Raw genomic sequence first — 16341 nt, 5'->3', positions numbered from 1 at the left:
AGCCGCGGCGTGCATGGCGCCCCCGGCCCCCGCTTCCCTACGGCGCCGAAACGCTGGCCGCGCGCGGTGGGCGGGCTCCCCTCCACAGCAGCGCCACGGCCGCGAGCAGGAACCACAAAGAGGTAACGAGGGCCGTGGGGACCCACAGCGCACTGGTGAACACGCTGGGCTGGAAGATCCCCACCGCCGCGCCGGCTGCCGGCCACAGGCCGATCGCCACGCCCGATAGTCCCAGGCCGAGGCGCCAGACCGGACCGAGGTCGCGGTCGGCCAGCACCGCCGCGGCCAGGCCCGCGATCCCCGCGCCGATGAGCAGCCAGCTCACCAGGCCGAGCCGGCCCACGATCTCCTGGGAGAACCGGAACGCCGCCATCGCCTCCGGGGTGAAATCCCCAGCGGCGGCGGACTCCGCCTGCAGTGGCGCCACGAACCCGTCGACCACGAAGACGACCGACCACGCCACCGCGCCCATGGCCAGGGCCACCAGGCCCGACTGCGCGAACCCGGCCCCCGTGGCGGGTCGCGCCCGCGCGTGCGCGGCGAAACCAACGGAACCCAGTGCCCAAAGCAACGGGCCCGCGAGCAGCCCGGCGTGCGTGCTGCGCCAGTCCTCGGTCCGCGCGACGTGCTCAGCGAAGGTCCGGAAGTAGTCCTCGCTGCCGACCACTCCCATCGAGGTGTCGGTTGGCGGATGCTGGCTGCCGCCCCACATGAACAGGGCCACCCCTGCCGCCATGAGCGCCGCGCTCACCAGCCCGTGGACCCGGTGAGCGGCGCCGCCGGGTTCCGCACGACCGGCGGCGCTGTCCGGTGTGCGGTGGTGACTCGATGTCTGCTGCACTGGTCTCCCTCGCTTCACTGGCGGCGGACACCCAGAAATGACTTTACGCACGTTAAGTTAACTAGCGTTCAGCTAGGATGTCAATCATGAGCACGAAGCCCACCCGCAAGCGCAACCCCAAGGGGGCCGGCACTTTGCTGCGCGCCGACCTCATCGCCGCGGCGACGGCCGCGCTGGCCGAGACCGGTGACGAGCGCGCCCTTTCGATCCGTGAGGTCGCCCGGAGGGCCGGTGTCAGCCCTCCGGCGGTCTACCTGCATTTCGAGGACAAGCCCGCACTGGTGCGAGCCGCGCTCGAAGCACAGTTCGCCGAGCTTGTCGAGCACGTGGGCCAGGCCCTGGAAGGCGCCGGCGACCCGGTCGCCGCGCTGCGTGCCGGCTGCCGCGCCTATCTCCGGTTCGCCCGCGACCACCCGGGCTCCTACCGGATGCTGTTCGGCGCCCAGCAGCCCGCGGACATTGGCCGGGGCGACCTCGGCAGCATTCCCGGCCGAGCGGCGTTCGGGCAGCTCGTCGCCGGAATCAGGGCGTGCCAGGATGCCGGCCGCACCCCAGCGGGCGTCCCGGAGCGTGACGCCACGCTGGTCTGGGTCGGCCTGCACGGCCTCGCGTCGCTGCACGAGGCGCGACCCGACTTTCCGTGGCCCCCGGCTGAGGAGCTGCTTGACGACCTGCTGCACCGGATCGTGGGACTCCCCCCGAACGGGACCGATGCCCCGGCCCCCAGGTAGCCGGCCAGCCGCAGGACGGCGACACTCCCCAAAAGGCCTGAACCGGTCCGCTCCGGTTCGTCAGCGGGCACCATGGGCGCGGCTGGGCCGCGCGAGAGCTACCGGAAGAGCAGGCCCCAGGTGACGATCGCCAGCAACACCAGGACCCCCGCGACCACACCGATAGCCATAGGAAGCTGACTGCTACTCCGATGCCGCCCCGAGGCGGTAAGCCCGAGCGTGTCGGTGGATTCCCGAATGGAGGTGAGCAGCGAGCTGACCTCCGGGCGGTGCTGCTGCAGCTTGTCGTGCAAGTGCGACACCGATTCCGACATCGACTCCTGCAACGAGCTGCGCAGGACATGCGCCCCTTGGCGGAAGTGTTCCCGCGCGGTCTCCTGGCCCTGCTCCTCGCTATCGCCCTCCTCGCCCAACTGGGACTCGGCGCCGGTGCTGTCGGGCTGCGCCGGCACTGTGGGGCGCTCGCCCGTCTCGGCAGCGGTCTTCGCCGCGGTCTCGGGACTGGTCTCGGGCGCCCACGGGGCGAGCGCAGCGATCCGCAGCATCTTGGTGGCGTTGTCCGCGGTGAGCCGGTCGTCCGGGCGGACGTGCAGCAGCCCCGCGAGCACCGGCGCGAGCGGGCCCGCGTTCTCCGCGACCGGCGGCTCGTCAAGATCCTCGCCACGCAGGATCTGGATGTAGCCCTTGCGGTCGTACGGCGGGTGCCCCTCGACCGCCGCGTACAGCGCGGCGCCCAGCGACCACAGGTCGGACTCGGGACCGACCGGGCCGGCCTTGGCACGCTCGGGCGGGATGTAGGAGGGTGAGCCGATGATCCGCCCGGAGCTCGTCAGCGCGGATTCGCCCGTCCACGCCGCCAGCCCGAAGTCGGTCAGGACCACCCGGCCGCCCTCGCTGATCATGACGTTGTCGGGCTTGACGTCGCGGTGCACGATGCCCTCGTCGTGGGCGACCTTCAGGGCGTCGATCAGCTGCAGACCGATCTCGGCCACGCGCTGGTACGGCAGGGGTCCCGCCAACTGGATGATCTCGTCGAGCGTGCTCGACACGACGAGCTCCATGACGATCCACGGGCGGGCGTCCTCGTCGACCACGTCGAGCACGGTGACCAGACCCGGGTGGGTCAGGCGCGCGGCCACCCGCGCCTCGCGCGTGGTCCGCTGCAGCAACGACTCGCGCTCGGACTCGCTCAGGTCCGTGGGCAGCCGCAGCTCCTTGACCGCGACCTCGCGGTCAAGGACGAGGTCGGTAGCCCGCCACACGGTGCCGACACCGCCCCTGGCGATCTCGTCAAGGAGCTGGTAGCGCCCCTTGAGCACGCGCTCGCCATGACCGGTTTCGAGCGCACCTTGACGCGGGGTGTTCAGCGGCGATCCAGGCCGCTCTGCGTGGGGCTTCTCGATGGAGGACACGGCTAGTCAGCGAGTCAGATCACGGGCCACTGTGGCCTCCTGCGGGGCAGTTACGTTCGAGGTGGCGTCGGTGCCGGTCAGATCATTCGTTATATCAGGTGCGCACGGCGTTCACGCTGGCGGCTGCCAGATCAGGACCGCAAAGGTTCGAATTCGTTATTTCCAACGAAAGCTTCCTTAACCAGTGATGATCCTCTCCTGGTGGTTTCCCGGACCAGCGGACGCACCACCCGGCTCCCGCGGATCAGCTCCAGAGGGACTCCGGGTCGCGAACGCTGACCGGGCCGAACCCGGTCTCGCGCAACGGCTCCTCGATCTGCGCGGCGTCGCCCGCCACAATAACGACGGATTCGCGCGGGTGCAGAAGGTTTCGCGCGGCCATACCGAGATCCTCGGCCGTGAGCCCCTCGAACCCGGCGCGTAGCCGGTCGACGTGGTCCTCGGGAAGATCGTGCACCACCATCTCGACCAGCGCGCTGGCGAGGCTGCGTGCCGTGGAGTACGTCACGGGAAGGCCGACCGTGTTGGACTCCCGCACGGCCTCAAGTTCCTCCTCGGTGACACCGTCGGCCTGCAGCCGGTCGATCTCGGCGAGTGTCACGGTGACCGAATGGGCGGTGGCCGCCGCGTCGACCTGCGTTCTGAGAATAAACACGCCGCTGTCGCGGCGGAGGTCGAACTGGCAACCCACCCCATAGGTGTAGCCGAGCCGCTCGCGCAGCTCCATGTTCAGCCGCGACGTGAACATCCCGCCAAGGACGTCGCTCATGCCGTCGGCCTTGGGCAGGTCGGTCTCGGGGCGTGACGGCGCGTGGTGCGCCAGGACCACCGCGGACTGCACCGAGCCCGGCCGGTCGAGAAGCATGATGCGCGGCCGTTCCCCAGAGGCGTGCTCGGGCGGCGTGATCGGCGCGGTCGGGGTGGGCGCGGCATCAGCGAAGACGGTCTTGCCGAGCTCCTCCAGGTCGACGCCGCTGAGGTCGCCGACGACCACCAGGGTACCGGCGACACTGGCGATGGAGCGGGCGTGGAAGTCGGCGACGACCTCGGGGGTGAGGTCGCGCAGCTTGACCGGACCTCCGTTGAGCGGGGTGCCGTAGCGGCCGGTGAACAACTGGCCCCCGACAGCCCGCATGGCGAGCGTGGACGGCACCGAGGAGTCCAGCCAGAACCGCTCGATGAGCTGGTCGCGGCGGCGGACGACGTCCTCGGGGCGCAGGGCGGGCGCGCGGACCGCCTCGGCGAACAGCGCCACGGCGTCGCTGATCCGGGTGATCGGGGCGTCGACCCCGGTGACGAAGCTGTCCCAGGTGACCCGGCACACCCACTCGGCTCCGTACTGCTCCAGGGCCGGGGCCAGGGAGCTGTTGCCGCGCACCCCGTCCTCCAGCACCTCGCCGGTGAGGTAGGCGACGCCCATGCGGTCGAGCGGTTCGTTGGCCGCGCCGGCGGGCTGCACGAGCCGAACCGCGGCGTACTGCTGCCCAGGCACGTCGATGGCGATCACGTGCCCGCTGCCAACACTCAGGCGCCGGGGCTTGGGAAAGGTGTAGGGCTGGGGCGGACCAAGCTCGGGGCGGGGCTGCAGCATGCTCAACTCGACTCTTTCTTCGGCGGGTGCACGGGACGGCGGGACAGGAAACCAATCAGGCGGATGCGGGGTCGGGCTCCGCGGCGCCGTCGCCCGTCTCCTCCGGATCGAACCGGACGACCAGCAGGTTCTCATCGACCAGAAGCCGTTTCACGCAGGCCACGATGTCGTCCGTACTGATGGCCGCCCAGCGCTGCGGCCAGGTGCTGGCGAGCTCTGGCTCGCCGAAGAACTGCGTGCAGCTTCCGATGGTGTCGGCCAGGCCGCTCGGTGTGGAGATCGTCTGCAGGTGGTCGCGTTCCAGGATCGCCCGTGCCCGCTCGAGCTCCTCCTCGGCGACGCCGTCGGCGAGACCGGCGACCTCCTCGCGGATGGCGGCTTCGAGCTCGTCGCCGGAGACCCCCTCGCGGGCGATCATGGTTACCAGCAGCAGGCTCGGCGTGTAGCGGAACGACAGGACGTCGGACGCCATGCCGCCGTCGTCGTTGGCGATTCCGCGCTCGACCACCAGCCGCTGGTAGAGGCGGCTGCCCTGGCCGTAGCCGAGGATGGCCGAGGCGAGGTGCATGACGTCGAACTCGCGCTCGCCGTAGGCGGGCACGCGGTACCCCAGGAACACCCTGGGGGCGGGCACCTGCTCGACGGCGGTGTCGCGCACCGGCCCGCCGATGAGGCCCTCAAGTTCGGCGTTGGGAGCCTCGGCCACGGTCTCGCGGGGCGGAACGCCGCCGAGGTACTTGTTGACCCGGTCGTGGACGTCGTCGGGGTCCAGATTGCTCACCACGGTAAGGACGAGGTTGTCGGGCCCGTAGTGCTTCTTGTGGAAGGACAGGACGTAGTCGAGGTCGGCATCGTCGAGGTCCTGCATGGACCCGATCGTGGAGTGGTGGTACGGGTGCCCCTCGGGGTAGCCCAGGCGCAGGATCCGCTCGAACGCCGTGCCGTAGGGAACGTTGTCGTAGCGCTGCCGGCGCTCGTTCTTCACGACGTCGCGCTGGTTGTCCAGGACCTCCTGGGTCATGCCGTCGCGCAGCGTGGCCAGGCGGTCGGCTTCGAGCCACAGTGCGAGGTCGAGCGCGTGCTCGGGAACGGTCTCGAAGTAGTTGGTGCGGTCGGTCGAGGTGGAGGCGTTGATCTCGCCGCCCAGGCGCTCCACCGCGTCGAAGTGCTCGCCCTTGGCGACCCCGCCGCTGCCCTGGAACATCAGGTGCTCGAAGAGGTGCGCGAACCCCGTTCGGCCGGGAACCTCGAATCTGGACCCGACGCCGTACCAGAGGTTGACCGCCACGAGCTGCCCTGTGGCAGCCGGCGCGGTCACCAGACGGAGCCCGTTGTCCAGCGTGTACTGGCTGATCCGTCCGATCGCTCCGTTCGTCACCACTCCATGCACCCCTTGTCCACCGCTCTCGAAGGATCTCCCCATGCGCCTCCGAGCCTATGCGCTCGAAACGGTTCTCGCTCCCACATGCCAGGTCCTGTGGACGCGTGCGCCCGGCGATTCCGGCTGGTGCCGCATCCGGCGGGCGGCCGCTGCAAGCGCCTCAGGCGCGGCGTTCCAGCACCCGCAACGAGCCGGCCGCCCGGATCTCGGTGAACTCCCCGGAGTCGAGGGCGCGGCGGTAGATGTTGTACGGGGGGCGCCCGCCATCTCGCGGGTCGGGGAAGACGTCGTGGATCGCCAGCGCGCCGCCCGGGCACACGTGCGGGCTCCAGCCCGCGTAGTCGTCCTGGGCCGCCTGCTCGGTGTGGCCGCCGTCGATGAACAGCATGCCCAACGGGGTGTTCCACAGCCGTGCCGCGTTGGCGGAGCGGCCGACGACCGCGACCACCTCGTCGTCCAGCCCCGCGGCCGCCATGGTCTCCCGGAACGTCCCGAGCGTGTCGAGCCGCCCGGTGGCCGCGTTCACCATCGCCGGGTCGTGGTACTCCCAGCCCGCCTGGTGCTCCTCGGAGCCGTGGTGGTGATCCACGGTGACGACGGTCCCCCCGGCCCGCCGGGCCGCCGCGCCCAGGAAGACGGTGGACTTGCCGCAGTAGGTGCCGATCTCCAGCACCGGTCCGAGACCGGCGTAGGCCAGCGCCGCCTCGTAGAGGGCGATCCCCTCGTTCGACGGCATGAAGCCCTTCGCGTCCTCGGCGACGCGCAGCAGGTCGGCGGGCATCGGCGCGGGAACCGGGTGCACTGGCGTTCTCTTTCGGTCGCGGGGCGGGCGGCACGCCCGGGATGACGGTCCGGGGGTCGCGGTGAGCGGCGGTGCGGCGCCGCGCGCCGCTCACCCGTTGGCGTAGCGGGTGAGCCGGATAACGGCGTCGTCGAGCACCTCGTCGCGTTTGCAGAAGGCGAAGCGGACCAGGTGCCGCCCTTCGGCAACGTTGTCGTAGAGCACCTGCGCCGGCACGGCGGCCACCCCGGCCCTGCCCGGCAGGGCCCGCGCGAGCTCGATGCCGTCGCTGTAGCCCAGCGGCCGGATGTCGGTCATGACGAAGTAGGTGCCCTGGGGGCGCATCACCCCGAAACCGGCCTCACGCAGCCCGGCCGCGAGCCGGTCGCGCTTGCGCTGCAACGCGTCGCGCTGGGCGGCCACCCACTCGGTCTCGTCGCGGATGGCGTCGGCGATCGCGAGCTGCAGCGCCCCGTTGGCGGTGAACGTGAGGAACTGGTTGACCGTGCGCGCCGCCCGGACGAGCGGCTCGGGGCCCATGACCCACCCGGTCTTCCACGCTGTCACCGAGAACGTCTTGCCGGCGGACGAGACCGCGACGGTGCGGTCGCGCATCCCGGCACGCGTGGCCAGCGGAACGTGCGCAGCGTCGTCGAACGTGAGGTGCTCGTAGACCTCGTCGGTGAGCGCGATGAGATCGTGCTCCCGGCACAGCTCGGCGATGACGTCGAGCTCGTCCGGGGTGAACACGGTCCCGGTCGGGTTGTGCGGCGAGTTGACGATGATCATCCTGGTCCGCGGCCCGATCGCCGCCCGCAGCTCATCGGCGTCGAAGCGGAAGCGGCCGCCCTGGTCCGGGTCGGGCCGCAGGGCGACCGGGCGCCGCACCCCGCCGGCCAGCGCGATGACACCGGCGTAGGAGTCGTACATGGGCTCGAAGAGCACCACCTCGTCGCCCGGCTCAACGAGGCCGAGGACGCTCGCGGCGATCCCCGCCGTGGCGCCGACGGTGATGTAGACCTCGGTGTCCGGGTCGTACTCCAGGCCGTAGCGCCGCGCCCGGTCGGCGGCCACAGCCCCGCGCAGCTCCACCCGTCCGGGCCCCGGCGGGTACTGGTTGACGCCCTGCTCGATACGGCGAGCGGCGCCCTGCAGCAGTGAACGCGGGCCGTCGGTGTCGGGGAAGCCCTGCCCGAGGTTGATCGATCCGGTCTCGGCGGCGAGCCGGCTCATCTCCGCGAAGATGGTCTCGCCGAACTGCCGCATGCGTGCCACAAGAGGTTCGTCCACAGCAGGCCAGCATAGCCTGGGACCAGCGCTATGACGCGATGCCGCGGCGTTCCCGGATCTCGTCCAGCACCTCGTGGAGCCGCGCCATCTCCTCGTCGCTGAAGCTCTCGATGAACCGGTGCATCGTGGTGCCAGGGTCCCCGCAACCGCTGAGAACCTCGTTCATCATCCGGGCGCTGTGCTCCTCGCGGGACTCCCGCGGCCAGTAGCGCCAGGCCCGCCCCGCTTTCTCCCGCTTGAGCAGCCCTTTGTGGTACAGGATATTGGTCACGGTCATGACGGTCGTGTACGCGACGTCCCGGTCGTAGTCCATCGTCTCGCGCACCTCACGGACGACCAGCGGGCGCCCGGCCTCCCATAGTGCGTCCATGATGGCGGCTTCGAGTTCCCCGAACTCTTTCACCCTCCCCCACCTCCAATTACGCAATCGTAGGAGCGGGAGTGCACGTGCACCGGCGAATCAGATGCGGCGGACGGATCCGTGCGCCGTTCCGCACACATGGCTGCGATTCGTCGGCGGATTGACGATGAGGACTTTGGGACGCGCCAGGCGGCGACGCCGTTTCGACGGCAGAGCACTCGGGAGAGACCCCGTGCACGGCGCCCCGGGAACGGTTCAGGGCGGCCCTTCGAGAAGGTCCCGGGTCTGCTCGGCGCGGCTGCGGGGGATGTCGTAGGGACGCTCGGCGTTGATGTCGGGCCAGCGGTCGCGCACGTCCTCGACGGTGGCGTCGCCCAGGTCGGCTCCCGGCCCCTCCGCGACGAACACCCGCGCGACACGCCCACCGCCGGCGGCGTAGATCTCCCCCGAGGTCTCGCAGTGCTCGTGGGCCAGCCATACGACGGTGGGCACGACCCGCTCCGGCGCGAGCCGCGCCGCGTCCTCGGCCGACAGCGTCTCGCTGCTCATCCGGGTGTACGCGAGCGGCGCGACCGCGTTGGCCGTGATGTCGTACCTGTCGCCTTCGATGGCCAGGGTCTTGGTGAGTCCGACGATTCCCATCTTGGCCGCGGCGTAGTTGCTCTGGCCGAAGTTGCCGAAGAGGCCGGTCGGCGACGTTGTGTTGACGATCCGGCCGTACCCGTGCTCGCGCAGGTGGCCAAAGGCGGCGCGCGAGACAAGAAAGGTGCCGCGCAGGTGGACGTCGAGCACGGCGTCCCACTCGGCGACGGTCATGTTCGCGAACGCCCGGTCGCGCAGGAACCCGGCGTTGTTCACGACGACGTCCACCCGGTCGAAGGTGTCGAGCGCGGCCTCGACCAGCGCGCCCGCGCCTTCCTCGGTGGAGATGTCGGCGTGCGCGGCGAGCGCCGTGCCCCCGCGGGCACGGATCTCGGCGGCGACAACGTCGGCCGAGGCCGTCGCGGCCGCGCCGCCCGTATCCGTGACCGTTCTCACATCGGGCTCGATCCGGGCTTCGCCGGAGGTATCCGCCAGGTCCGCGCGATCGTTGACCACGACCTTGGCGCCACGCGCCGCGAGTTCGAGGGCGTAGCACCGGCCGAGTCCGTGGCCGGCTCCGGTCACGATGGCCACTCGCCCGTCGAACCGCAGATCCGCCATGATGCCTCCGTCTTTGTGGTTCCCGCGTACGCCCACGTGGGGGTCACGGCAACCCTAGGACGAAAGACAGCCTGGTGCGCGCGGGTACGACCGGGCCTGGACCCCCGCCGACGGAGCCCCCGTGGTCCGCCGAGCGCGGGCCCAGCCGTCCTGCCCGGCCGCTCATGTCCCGTACGACGCCGAAAGCTGCGCTGCGGTTCCGGGCGATCCCGGGGCCCGGGGCCAGCGGTGCGCGTGATACACCGCTTCCGCCCGCACCGCACCCCTTCTCAGCAGCGAACACCCCGGACCGTGACTGGGAAGTTACCACCAAAGACGAACAATTTTGTGAATGATTGTTAGGTATCTCCCAGTTCTACTGTGCGGTGGACTCCCCAAGGACACGGCTGTACAAGTAGCCTATAAACCGAGATTGCTGGCCGGGCGCGTGCCCGGGTGCCGATGCGCGGCCACCGGACACCAAGCCGGACCTGCTTAGCGGCCATCTCTGACCTACACATTCACAAGCGAGCTGCGGAAGAGGGCGATCTCCGCCGTGTCGTCTGAGGCGTCTCAACCCCTAACAGGCTTCGGCCCCAACGAGTGGCTGGTCGAGGAGCTCTATCAGAAGTACCTGCACGACCCGAACTCGGTTGACAAGGCCTGGTGGAACTTCTTCGCCGACTACAAGTCGGGCACCGTACAGGCCAATGGCGCGACCGGCGGAGCACCGGCCGCCAGCAAAACTGCCGCGAAGACCACGGCCACGGATGCGAAGCCGGCCAAGCCGGAGTCGGCTCCCAAGGAGCAGAAGCTCGCGTCAGAGTCCAGCGAGCAGGAAGACGACTCCCTGAAGGTGCACGAGGAGCGGCTGCGGGGCGCCCACGCGCGCACCGCCTCCAACATGGAGTCCAGCCTCTCCCTGCCCACCGCCACCAGCGTGCGCGCCGTTCCGGTGAAGCTGCTCTTCGACAACCGGATCGTGATCAACAACCACCTGCGGCGCGCCCGCGGCGGCAAGGTCTCGTTCACGCACCTCATCGGCTACGCCATGGTGAAGGCGCTGCAGTCGATGCCGGACATGAACTACTCCTACGTGGAGGTCGACGGCAAGCCCGGCGTCGCCAAGCCCGAACATGTCAACTTCGGGCTCGCGATCGACCTGGAGAAGGCCGACGGCACCCGGCAGCTCGTCGTACCCAGCATCAAGTCCGCCGAGACCATGGACTTCAAGGAGTTCTGGACGGCCTACGAGGACCTGGTCCGCAAGGCGCGCAACAATAAGCTGGGCGTGCCCGACTTCCAGGGCACAACGATCAGCCTGACCAACCCGGGCGGGATAGGCACCGTCCACTCCGTGCCGCGGCTGATGCCCGGCCAGGGCACCATTGTGGGTGTCGGGGCCATGGAGTACCCGGCCGAGTTCCAGGGCGCCTCCGACGAGACCCTGAACCGGCTGGCCGTCAGCAAGGTCATGACGCTGACGTCCACCTACGACCACCGCATCATCCAGGGCGCCCAGTCGGGCGAGTTCCTGCGCCGGATCCACCGGTTGCTGCTGGGCGAGGACGGCTTCTACGACGAGCTCTTCAAGTCGCTGCGCATCCCCTACGAGCCCGTCCGGTGGACCCAGGACCTCACCACCGAGCGCAACCAGCTCGACAAGGCCAGCCGGGTTCAGGAGCTGATCCACGCCTACCGGGTGCGCGGCCACCTCATGGCCGACACCGACCCGCTGGAGTACAAGCAGCGCCGGCACCCCGACCTCGACGTCCTGGAACACGGGCTCACACTGTGGGACCTGGAGCGCGAGTTCCCCACCGGGGGCTTCGGCGGCAAGCAGGTCATGAAGCTCCGCGATGTCCTGGGCGTGCTGCGCGACACCTACTGCCGCACGGTGGGTGTCGAGTACATGCACATCCAGAGCCCCGAGGAGCGCGAGTGGATCCAGGGCCACATCGAGCGCGAGCACGAGAAGGTCAGCCGGGACGAGCAACTGCACATCCTGAAGCGGCTGAACAGCGCCGAGGCGTTCGAGACCTTCCTGCAGACGAAGTACGTCGGCCAGAAGCGGTTCTCCCTGGAGGGCGGTGAGTCCCTCATCCCCCTCCTCGACGCCGTGCTCACCAAGGCGGCCCAGGCCGAGCTGGACGAGGTCGTCATGGGCATGGCGCACCGGGGCCGGCTGAACGTGCTCGCCAACATCTGCGGCAAGTCCTACGGCCAGATCTTCGGCGAGTTCGAGGGCAACCTCGACCCGCGCAGCGCCCACGGCTCCGGCGACGTCAAGTACCACCTGGGCACCGAGGGCACGTTCGAGACCCCCGACGGCGAGAAGATCACCATCTCGCTGGCGGCCAACCCCTCCCACCTCGAAGCGGTCAACCCGATCGCCGAGGGCATCGTCCGCGCCAAGCAGGACATCCTGAACAAGGGCCCGCACGGCTTCACGGTGCTGCCGCTGCTGATCCACGGCGACGCCGCGTTCGCCGGGCAGGGCGTGGTGGCCGAGACCCTGAACCTGTCGCAGCTTCGCGGGTACCGCACCGGTGGGACCGTGCACGTCATCGTGAACAACCAGGTCGGGTTCACCACCTCGCCGGCCGACAGCCGGTCCAGTGTCTACGCGACCGACGTCGCGCGGATGGTGCAGGCGCCGATCTTCCACGTGAACGGCGACGACCCCGAGGCGGTCGTCCGGGTGTCCCAGCTCGCCTTCGCCTACCGGCAGGCGTTCAACAAGGACGTCGTGGTCGACCTGGTGTGCTACCGCCGCCGCGGGCACAACGAGGGTGACAACCCCTCGTTCACCCAGCCGCTGATGTACGACGTCATCGACGCCAAGCGGTCCACCCGCAAGCTCTACACCGAGGCGCTGATCGGACGCGGCGACATCTCGGTCGAGGAGGCCGAGCAGGCGCTGCGCGACTACCAGTCGCAACTGGAGCACGCGTTCACCGAGACCCGCGAGGCCGGCAAGAAGCCGGTGGAACCGGGCGCGGTGATCAAGCCCGAGGTGTTCGACGAGGGCCGCATCGACCACAAGGCCATCGACACCTCGATCTCCAGCGAGACCGTGAAGCGGATCGTGGAGTCCCAGGTCAGTTTGCCCGACGGCTTCACGCCGCACCCGCGGGTGCAGCCGCAACTGCAGCGCCGCGCGCAGATGGTCGAGGAGGACACGATCGACTGGGCCATGGGCGAGGCCATGGCGTTCGGCTCGCTGCTGATCGAGGAGCACCCTGTCCGGCTGGTCGGCCAGGACACCCGGCGGGGCACCTTCGGCCAGCGGCACGCCGCCCTTGTCGACCGGCACTCCGGCGAGGTGCACACCCCGCTCAAGCAGTTCGACCAGGGCACCTCGCGGTTCTACACGCACGACTCGCTGCTCAGCGAGTACGCCGCGCTGGGCTTCGAGTACGGCTACTCCACCGTGCGCCCCGACGCCCTGGTGTGCTGGGAGGCGCAGTTCGGCGACTTCGTCAACGGCGCGCAGGCCGTCATTGACGAGTACATCACCGCCGGCGAGCAGAAGTGGGGGCAGCGCTCCAGCGTGACCCTGCTGCTGCCGCACGGCTACGAGGGCCAGGGTCCCGACCACTCCTCGGCGCGCATCGAGCGCTTCCTGCAGCAGTGCGCCCAGGAGAACATGACCGTGGCCATGCCCACCACCCCGGCGAACTACTTCCACCTGCTGCGGTGGCAGGTGAAGTCGCCGTACCGGCGCCCGGCCGTGGTGTTCACGCCGAAGTCGATGCTGCGGCTGAAGACCGCCACGTCGACCGCGTCGGAGTTCACCTCGGGGTCGTTCCAGCCGATCATCCCCGACCCCTCGGACATCAAGCCCGAGGACGTCCGGCGGTTGGTGCTGTGCTCCGGGAAGGTCTACTACGACCTGCAGGCGGCGCGCGAGCGCAACGGCGACAAGCACACCGCCATCATCCGGGTGGAGCGGCTGTACCCGCTGCCGATCGAGGAGATCCGGCAGCAGCTGTCCTCCTTCCCGAACGCCGGCGAGGTGCTGTGGGTGCAGGAGGAGCCGGCGAACATGGGCCCGTGGCCGTTCGTCGCGCTGGTCTTCTCCGAGCAGCTCGACCGGCCGTTCACCCGGGTCTCGCGCCCCGCGGGCTCCGCTCCGGCGGCCGGCTCGGGCAAGCGGCACGAGGCCGAGCAGCAGGCGCTCATCAACACGGTCTTCCCGCCCGCGGAGTAGGCCGTGTACGACACTGATCGCGGGATCGAGGAACTGGAGCAGCGCCGGGGAGACGAGGAAGTCTCCCTGGCGTGGCTCTCCGGTCAACTGCGCACGTTCACCGACCTGTACCCGGAGTTCGAGACCGCCGTCGACCGGCTGGCGACCTGGCTGGCCCGGTCCGACGATGACGACGATTAGCGGCGGGCGGTGCTAGATCGGCGCTGTAGGTGCATGGCGCGGCGTCCAACGAGGGCAGCGACGATGGCACCCTGGGCGCTGATCTTGAGGATTCCGTTCCTTTGTAGCGCGATGAGGGAACGGAATCCTCAAGATCAGCGCAGAAACCGCACGTATCGGACACGCGAGGGCGAATAACGGAGCTCCCGCGCCCCGCGCCGGGCGAAACCAGGGAGCCCTTCGGAACCCTGCACCGTCCTCGCTGCCCCCGTTGGGCGCTCCACCACCGAGCACCAGGCGCGATTACCGGGGGCTGGCCCGTCCGCCGCCACCTCCCCGGTCAGCTCACCCGCACTGCACGACGTGCGGACGAGCTGACCGCAACGGCAACACGCCTCGGTTTCTTCACGACATATCTTGAGATTCACATCGTCGCGACATATCGTGTGCTCCATAGGCAACCAAGACGAAAGGGCCCGCGATGGCGCGATGGACCATCGACCAGCCGATGACGCGCACACTCGATGGAATCGTGGCGTTGCGCATTCGTATCATCGGTGGTCACGTCAACATCCTTCCCACCGACGACCCGGTCACCTTCGACGTCTCCGACATCGTCGGCGAGCCGGTGCTTATCACCCAGGACGCCGGGATCCTCACCGTCACCTACGACGATCTCACCGGAAGTGGCCTGCTCGAACGGCTGCGCCCCGTGCAGCTCTCCGGATACCGGGACATGGGGCGCCGCTCCGCGACCATCAGCCTGCGTGTCCCGCGCGACTGCCCAGTGGAGGTCACCACGCTCTCCGCTCCCATCGTGGCCGCGGGCCTGAGCGCCAAAACGCAGCTCCGCACCGCCTCGGGGGACGTCACGCTGGACGACATGACCGGCGAGGTCGACGTCAACACCGTCTCCGGGAACCTGGACGTCCGTGATCTCGACGGCAGCCTGCACTTCAACAGTGTCAGCGGCGAGATCGCGGTGGCCGGGGGGCGCCTGGCGGACTTCGCCGCGAAGACCGGGTCGGGCCAGCTCCTCGCCGACATCGATCTTGCCCCGTCGTCCCGCGTCAAGCTGGCGTCGGTCTCCGGCGGTGTCGCACTGCGCATCCCGGCCGGCACCTCGGCCGGTGTCGAGATGCGCTCGGCCACCGGCGCGCTCGACACAGCGTTCGGCCTGGACCGGCGCGACCAGCGCGGCCGGCGCAGCCTCAGCGGCAAGATCGGCGACGGTGTGGATCCGGCGAGCATCACCACGACGACGGTCTCGGGATCGGCGTCGCTGCTCCGGCGCGATCCCGACTCCCCAGCCGCGATCCCGAGGGGGACCCAATGAGCACGATCTTCGGCCACGGCCGGCTCCGCCTGTACCTGCTGAAACTGCTGGATGAGAGCCCGCGGCACGGCTACGAGATCATCAGCTTGCTACGCGACCGGTTCCTTGGCGTGTACTCGCCCTCACCCGGCACGATCTACCCGCGCCTGGCCCGCCTGGAGGAAGAGGGCCTGGTGACCCACGAGGAGGTCAACGGACGCAAGGTCTACCGCCTCACCGACAAGGGCCGCGAGGAGCTGCAGAACCGCGCCTCCGACCTGGACGACCTGGAGCGGGAGATCACCGACTCGGTACGTGACGTCGCCCGCGCGGTGAAGGAGGACGTCCGGGACACCATCAGCTCGCTGCGTGAGGAGCTGAAATTCGCCTCCGGCGAAGGCCGCCGCTCAGCCAGGCGCGAGGAGGGGGCGGCCTCTGACAGCGAGGAGAGCACCGGCGAGGACAGCGAGGAGCAGCGGCGCGAGGACGCGCGCGGCTCCTGGTGGGAGCGCGACTGGGAGAAGCTGGCCCAGGGCCTCGGCGGCGCGTGGGGCGGTGCGTGGAGCCGGCGCGAGCGCGGCGCTGAGCGCCCGGAGTTCGAACAGGCCCTGCGCGACTTCTCCGAGCGTGTCCGCGGTGTCGTCCGTGAGGCCGGGAATGTCGGCGAGTCCGCCACGCACGACCTGCGCCGTGTTCTCGACGACACCCTTGAGGTGATCCGCCGCGACCTCGCCAAGTGGGGCCCGCCCGAGCGCACCGCGCAGGACGAGGAGGAGCGGGAGGACAAGACGGGCGGCGCCGCTCGGTCCTCCGGAGCTGGGGCCGCCAGCGGCACGGAGGGCGAGGATACGACGGCGAAGTCGGGCACCGCTGAGGGGCCCTCGGCCGATCCCGGCGCTCCCACCGCTGAGGGGGGCGGCGCTCCCGAGACCGGCGACCCGTGGAGCACCGCGATCCAGGAGGAGCAGGGCAAGGAGACCGGTGACGGCACGGGCTCCGACGGCTCCGGCTCCGGCTCCGGAGAACAGCGGTAGTCCCGCACTTACCCGCGGGGGATGCGGCCTGCGGGCCGCGTCCCCCTCTG

The 16341-nt window shown here is 69.9% G+C and carries 13 protein-coding genes; 5 read left to right on the top strand and 8 right to left on the bottom strand.

What is annotated here, in order from left to right:
- Window positions 1–37: 37 nt before the first annotated feature.
- Window positions 38–841: a hypothetical protein gene (locus F4561_RS03895; RefSeq protein WP_184574842.1), complete on the bottom strand. Its 804-nt coding sequence runs from the start codon at window positions 839–841 to the stop codon at window positions 38–40.
- An 86-nt stretch (window positions 842–927) separates the two neighbouring features.
- Here F4561_RS03895 and F4561_RS03890 point away from each other — a divergent pair, with 86 nt between their 5' ends.
- Window positions 928–1572 (top strand): TetR/AcrR family transcriptional regulator, encoded by a 645-nt coding sequence (locus F4561_RS03890; RefSeq protein ID WP_184574840.1) that lies wholly within the window; start codon window positions 928–930, stop codon window positions 1570–1572.
- Window positions 1573–1670: 98 nt separating this feature from the next.
- Here F4561_RS03890 and F4561_RS03885 read toward each other — a convergent pair whose 3' ends face one another.
- The 7 genes from F4561_RS03885 to F4561_RS03855 form a co-directional block, all read right to left on the bottom strand.
- Window positions 1671–2891, bottom strand: coding sequence for a serine/threonine-protein kinase (locus tag F4561_RS03885; RefSeq protein WP_312885136.1), 1221 nt, complete (start codon window positions 2889–2891; stop codon window positions 1671–1673).
- Window positions 2892–3228: 337 nt separating this feature from the next.
- Window positions 3229–4575 carry a M16 family metallopeptidase gene (locus tag F4561_RS03880; protein WP_184583141.1) on the bottom strand — a complete coding sequence of 449 codons (1347 nt, stop codon included), beginning with the start codon at window positions 4573–4575 and terminating at the stop codon, window positions 3229–3231.
- A 55-nt stretch (window positions 4576–4630) separates the two neighbouring features.
- Window positions 4631–5956: a M16 family metallopeptidase gene (locus tag F4561_RS03875; RefSeq protein ID WP_184574838.1), complete on the bottom strand. Its 1326-nt coding sequence runs from the start codon at window positions 5954–5956 to the stop codon at window positions 4631–4633.
- 160 nt (window positions 5957–6116) lie between these two features.
- Window positions 6117–6737 (bottom strand): class I SAM-dependent methyltransferase, encoded by a 621-nt coding sequence (locus F4561_RS03870; RefSeq protein WP_184583139.1) that lies wholly within the window; start codon window positions 6735–6737, stop codon window positions 6117–6119.
- Between the two features lie 111 nt (window positions 6738–6848).
- Window positions 6849–8027, bottom strand: coding sequence for a pyridoxal phosphate-dependent aminotransferase (locus F4561_RS03865; RefSeq protein WP_312885135.1), 1179 nt, complete (start codon window positions 8025–8027; stop codon window positions 6849–6851).
- 28 nt (window positions 8028–8055) lie between these two features.
- Window positions 8056–8430 carry a BlaI/MecI/CopY family transcriptional regulator gene (locus tag F4561_RS03860; protein ID WP_184574836.1) on the bottom strand — a complete coding sequence of 125 codons (375 nt, stop codon included), beginning with the start codon at window positions 8428–8430 and terminating at the stop codon, window positions 8056–8058.
- A gap of 213 nt (window positions 8431–8643) precedes the next feature.
- Window positions 8644–9591, bottom strand: coding sequence for an SDR family NAD(P)-dependent oxidoreductase (locus F4561_RS03855; RefSeq protein WP_184574834.1), 948 nt, complete (start codon window positions 9589–9591; stop codon window positions 8644–8646).
- Between the two features lie 535 nt (window positions 9592–10126).
- Here F4561_RS03855 and F4561_RS03850 point away from each other — a divergent pair.
- The 4 genes from F4561_RS03850 (at window position 10127) to F4561_RS03835 (ending at window position 16291) form a co-directional block, all read left to right on the top strand.
- Complete coding sequence (locus tag F4561_RS03850) at window positions 10127–13783, top strand: multifunctional oxoglutarate decarboxylase/oxoglutarate dehydrogenase thiamine pyrophosphate-binding subunit/dihydrolipoyllysine-residue succinyltransferase subunit (RefSeq protein WP_184574832.1); 3657 nt, start codon at window positions 10127–10129, stop codon at window positions 13781–13783.
- Between the two features lie 3 nt (window positions 13784–13786).
- Window positions 13787–13963: a DUF6104 family protein gene (locus F4561_RS03845; protein WP_184574830.1), complete on the top strand. Its 177-nt coding sequence runs from the start codon at window positions 13787–13789 to the stop codon at window positions 13961–13963.
- Window positions 13964–14423: 460 nt separating this feature from the next.
- Window positions 14424–15278 (top strand): DUF4097 family beta strand repeat-containing protein, encoded by an 855-nt coding sequence (locus tag F4561_RS03840; protein WP_184574828.1) that lies wholly within the window; start codon window positions 14424–14426, stop codon window positions 15276–15278.
- Entirely contained in the window at window positions 15275–16291 is a 1017-nt protein-coding gene (locus F4561_RS03835; RefSeq protein ID WP_184574826.1) for a PadR family transcriptional regulator, read from the top strand. The genes F4561_RS03840 and F4561_RS03835 overlap by 4 nt, the downstream gene beginning before the upstream one ends.
- The last annotated feature ends 50 nt before the right edge of the window (window positions 16292–16341 follow it).

It is taken from the genome of Lipingzhangella halophila (assembly GCF_014203805.1).
In the GTDB taxonomy this organism is placed as follows: Bacteria; Actinomycetota; Actinomycetes; order Streptosporangiales; family Streptosporangiaceae; genus Lipingzhangella; species Lipingzhangella halophila.
Note: the sequence above shows the minus strand (reverse complement) of the source record. Positions and strands in the feature narration are given on the sequence as shown.